The sequence below is a fragment of the Chlorobaculum sp. 24CR genome (assembly GCF_004118635.1).
In the GTDB taxonomy this organism is placed as follows: domain Bacteria; phylum Bacteroidota; class Chlorobiia; order Chlorobiales; family Chlorobiaceae; genus Chlorobaculum.
Map to the genome: position 1 here is coordinate 1 of NZ_SDGU01000109.1, position 721 is coordinate 721.

General features: G+C 44.5%; 2 protein-coding genes. Both read right to left on the reverse strand.

Features of this window, described 5'->3' with window-relative positions; genetic code table 11:
* A partial coding sequence (locus EST62_RS13695; RefSeq protein WP_209019454.1) for a hypothetical protein occupies nucleotides 1-212 on the reverse strand: 212 nt, incomplete at its 3' end.
* A 169-nt stretch (nucleotides 213-381) separates the two neighbouring features.
* Nucleotides 382-603, reverse strand: a complete 222-nt coding sequence (locus EST62_RS14035) for a topoisomerase DNA-binding C4 zinc finger domain-containing protein (protein WP_371414702.1) — start codon at nucleotides 601-603, stop codon at nucleotides 382-384.
* Between the last annotated feature and the right edge of the window lie 118 nt (nucleotides 604-721).

The window sequence follows — 721 nt, forward strand, 5'->3', positions numbered from 1 at the left end:
CATCTTTGCTCGCCACAAAGATGGATCGCCACGCCCCGACAAGTCGGGACTCGCGATGACAAATCTTCGTTAGCAAAAATTAGACAAGTACAAGGAAATATCAAGAGAATGAAATTGGAAGGGCAGGCAAACACTCCGGTTAGCGCAAAGGCAACTTCTTCGGCTTGCAAAGATTCTTCTTCTTTTTCGACACCCTCGCACACTTCTGGCAAATGTACTTTGGCTTTGAAACTGCCTCAGCAATAGCGGCAAGGTTTTCCTCGATCTCTTTCTTGTCGAGCTTGCAGAGTTTATCGTCTGGTTTCATGTTGGTTTTAACAGCTTATTATATAATACCAGTGATAACCAAACACAACATTTGGCTTTGCGTTGGCCGGATTATTATTTGATGTTTTGCACTATCCTGCATTTTGGAAACGCCGAACACCCCCAAAACTTCTTACCCACATTTGCCCCTCTTTTTGCAGTACGCAACACCATAGCACTACCACATTTAGGGCATTTTCTAACCGCTGATGGGTCTGATCTTGCCTGGAGCTGTTGAACATGCTTACGGTTTGTTTTCCTCGTTGTCTCTAAGCGCCCTGACTGTATCTGTGCCAACGCACTCTGAACCTCCGATTCATGTTTTGGTTCAGCGTAAATTGGAGAATTCAGCCGTTTGAGTTAGAGTACAAAAACGGAGGAATTCACCATGCGAAAAGTCAGAAAAAACTACACC